The sequence below is a fragment of the Ideonella azotifigens genome (assembly GCF_006519715.1).
Lineage (GTDB): Bacteria > Pseudomonadota > Gammaproteobacteria > Burkholderiales > Burkholderiaceae_C > Ideonella > Ideonella azotifigens.
On record NZ_VIDT01000654.1, the window covers coordinates 1 to 3,021 of the forward strand.

The 3,021-nt window shown below is 69.5% G+C and carries 3 protein-coding genes and 1 pseudogene; all 4 read left to right on the top strand.

Annotated elements, in window-relative coordinates; translation table 11 throughout:
- Positions 1-586: pseudogene (fliI, locus tag FKP22_RS25720) on the top strand (flagellum-specific ATP synthase FliI); the annotation flags it as partial.
- Entirely contained in the window at positions 583-1,044 is a 462-nt protein-coding gene (gene fliJ, locus FKP22_RS25725; RefSeq protein ID WP_141290623.1) for a flagellar export protein FliJ, read from the top strand. The pseudogene fliI and the gene fliJ, both read left to right, overlap by 4 nt.
- A gap of 120 nt (positions 1,045-1,164) precedes the next feature.
- Complete coding sequence (gene fliD, locus FKP22_RS25730; protein WP_141290625.1) at positions 1,165-2,523, top strand: flagellar filament capping protein FliD; 1,359 nt, start codon at positions 1,165-1,167, stop codon at positions 2,521-2,523.
- A gap of 41 nt (positions 2,524-2,564) precedes the next feature.
- Positions 2,565-2,951: a flagellar export chaperone FliS gene (gene fliS / locus FKP22_RS25735; RefSeq protein ID WP_141290627.1), complete on the top strand. Its 387-nt coding sequence runs from the start codon at positions 2,565-2,567 to the stop codon at positions 2,949-2,951.
- Positions 2,952-3,021 lie beyond the last annotated feature (70 nt).

Below are 3,021 nucleotides of genomic sequence, written 5' to 3' on the forward strand. Positions count from 1 at the left end.
CCGCGACCAGGGCCAGCACGTGCTGCTGCTGGTCGACTCGCTGACACGTTATGCGATGGCACGGCGCGAAGTCGCGCTGGCGCTGGGCGAACCGCCGGCCACGCGCGGCTACCCGCCTTCGGTCTTCGGCCTGCTGCCGCAGCTGGTCGAAAGCGCCGGCAACGGCGAGCACCCGCAAGGCAGCATGAGCGCGATCTACACCGTGCTGGCCGAGGGCGACGACCAGCAGGACCCTGTGGTGGACACCGCCCGCGCCATCCTCGACGGCCACATCGTGCTGAGCCGCGAGCTGGCCGAGCGTGGCCACTACCCGGCCATCGACATTGCGCAGTCCATCAGCCGCTGCGCCGCGCTGGTCGCCCCGCGTGAACAGCAGCAAGCCGCACGCGCCTTCAAGGCCATGGTCGCCCGACACGCGCAGGTGCGCGAGCTGCTGCCGCTGGGCGCCTACGTGCCCGGCGCCGACCCCGCCACCGACCAGGCCGTGCAGCGCTACCCGCAGATGGAAGCCTTCCTGCACCAGGGCACGCACGAGCCGGCGCCAATGGCCACGGTCGAACAACAACTGATGGAGCTGATGGCATGACCCGTGAAGCACGACACCTGAAGCAGCTCGACACGCTGGCCGATTTGCGCGAGCGCGAGCGCGACCGGCTGGAGGCCGACCTGGCAACGCGCCGCGCGACGCAGCAGCGCTTCCAGACCAACCTGGCGCGCCTGGAGCAGCTGGCCCAGGGTGGCACCAGTGCGAACAGCAGCGCGGGCGGCAACCTGCCACTGGCCCTGTCGCTGAACAGCGCCAACTACAAGCAGGCCGTGCTGCAGCTGGCCGATCGCCACCGCCAGGACCTGGCGCTGCATGAGGCCCAGATGGCCCAGGCCCAGCAGGCGCTGCAGGGCGCGGCGCTGGACCACATGGTGATGGGCAAGGTGCGCGAGCGCCAGCAGGCCCTGGTGGGCCGGCTGCAGGCCGGGCGCGACCAGAAGACCCAGGACGAGATGGCCAACCAGGCCTGGCTGCGCCGCCTGGCGGCCAGCCAATGAGGACCGCCGCCATGCCGCGTTTTGCCGACCGCCCGACCTTTGTCGCCGCCGGATTTCAGTCCGGCCGCTGCACGGTCGCCTTTTGACAGGCAACCCCCGTCAATCGACCAGGAGATCTCAATGGGCAGCACCACCATCGACCCGGCCACCACTGCGCAGCAGCTGGCCACCGCGTACACCTCGGCCACCCAGTCGCAGCTGACCACGCAGTCCACCAAGGCACAGAGCACCGCCTCGGCGCTGAGCAAGCTGCAGTCGGCGCTGAGCGCGTTCGACACCGCGCTCTCGGCCATGACCACCAAGAAGAGCGTGCTGAGCTACGGCGCCACGCTGAGCAGCAGCGGCTTTGCCACCGCCACCGCGGGCGCGGGCGCCACGGCGGGCAACTACTCGGTCTTCGTCGAGCAGGTCGCCAGCGCGCACCAGATCGCCTTCGAGGACCTGCCGGCCGTGCCGGTCTCGCTGGGCGGCCCGCTGGTCGTGCAGATGGCCAATGGCAGCAGCTTCAACGTCAACCTGGCCGGCGCCGACCAGGACAACAACGGCACGCTGTCGCAGACCGAGATCGCCCGCGCGATCAACCAGGCCAGCGGCAACAACGGGCTGGTCAGCGCGATGGTCGTGACCTCCGGCAGCCAGACCAACCTGGTGCTGAGCGCCGGCAGCACCGGCGCCGGCAGCCAGATCACGCTGGACACCAGCGGCCTGCCGGCCAGCGCACTGAAGACCACGCTGGACGGCGGTGGCAAGCAGCTCAGCGCCGCGCAGGACGCCGTGATGTGGCTGGGCGCGCAGACCACCGGCGTGAAGATCCAGCAGGCCTCCAACACCTTCACCGCGGTGGCCGGCGTGAGCCTCACCGTGACCCAGGCGCAAACCACTGGCAGCAGCCCGCTGACGCTGGCCGTGACCAACAACGACAGCGGCACGGCCACCAATGTGCAGAGCTTCGTCGACGCCTACAACAAGCTCGAATCGGCGCTGGACGACCTGACCAAGATCGGCAGCAGCACCACCACGGCCGGCGCGTTCGCGTCGGACTCCGGCGTGACCTCGCTGCGCTCGCACCTGGCCAGCATCCTGCGCCAGGACGTGGGCGGGCTGCGGCTGATGGACTTCGGCATCACGGCCGGCCGCGACGGCCAGCTCTCGCTGGACCAGACCAAGCTCAGCAAGGGCCTGACCGCGCACCCCGACGGCCTCGACAGCCTGCTGGGCAGCAACAGCAGCAGCGCCCCGACCGGCCTGATGGGCGCCTTCAGCACGCTGAGCAAGCAATGGACCAACAGCAGCACCGGGCTGATCAAGAGCCGGCAGGACAGCGTGCAGCGCACCCAGGCCAGCATCACGACGCGCCAGACCAAGCTGGAGGACCAATACAACATGCTCTACCAGCGCTACCTGGCCCAGTTCACCCAGCTGCAGTCGCTGCAGTCGAGCATGAGTGACAACACCAGCCTGCTCGGCAGCCTGAGCTGACCTGCACGGCCCCACGACCTCCCCTCGCCAGGAAAACTCCCTTGTACCAAGACGCCTATCAAAGCTACCAGACCGTCAACCTGGGCGCGCAGACCGCCCAGGCCTCGCCGGTCGAACTGGTGCTGATCCTGACGGACGGCCTGCTCGAAGAGCTGGCCCGCGCCCGGGCCCACATCGCAGCCAAGCGCTTCGAGCAGAAGGCCAGGAGCCTGGACAAGTGCATCGGCATCCTCAACGGGCTGTCCAGCGCGCTGGACACCGATGGCGCTGGCGAGGTCGTGGGCAACCTGCAGGCCCTGTACGAGTTCTGCGCCGACCGGCTGTGCCGCGCCGGCATCACGCTGGACCCGGCCATGGTCGACGACGTGAGCGGCGTGGTGCAGACGCTGCGCCAGGGCTGGCAGGACGTGCAGGCCCACCATGGCTAGAGCCCAGCGCCTGCAGCAGCTGCGCGAGGCTTTGCAGAAAGCCTTGCAGCGCACCATGCCCGCCGCTTCG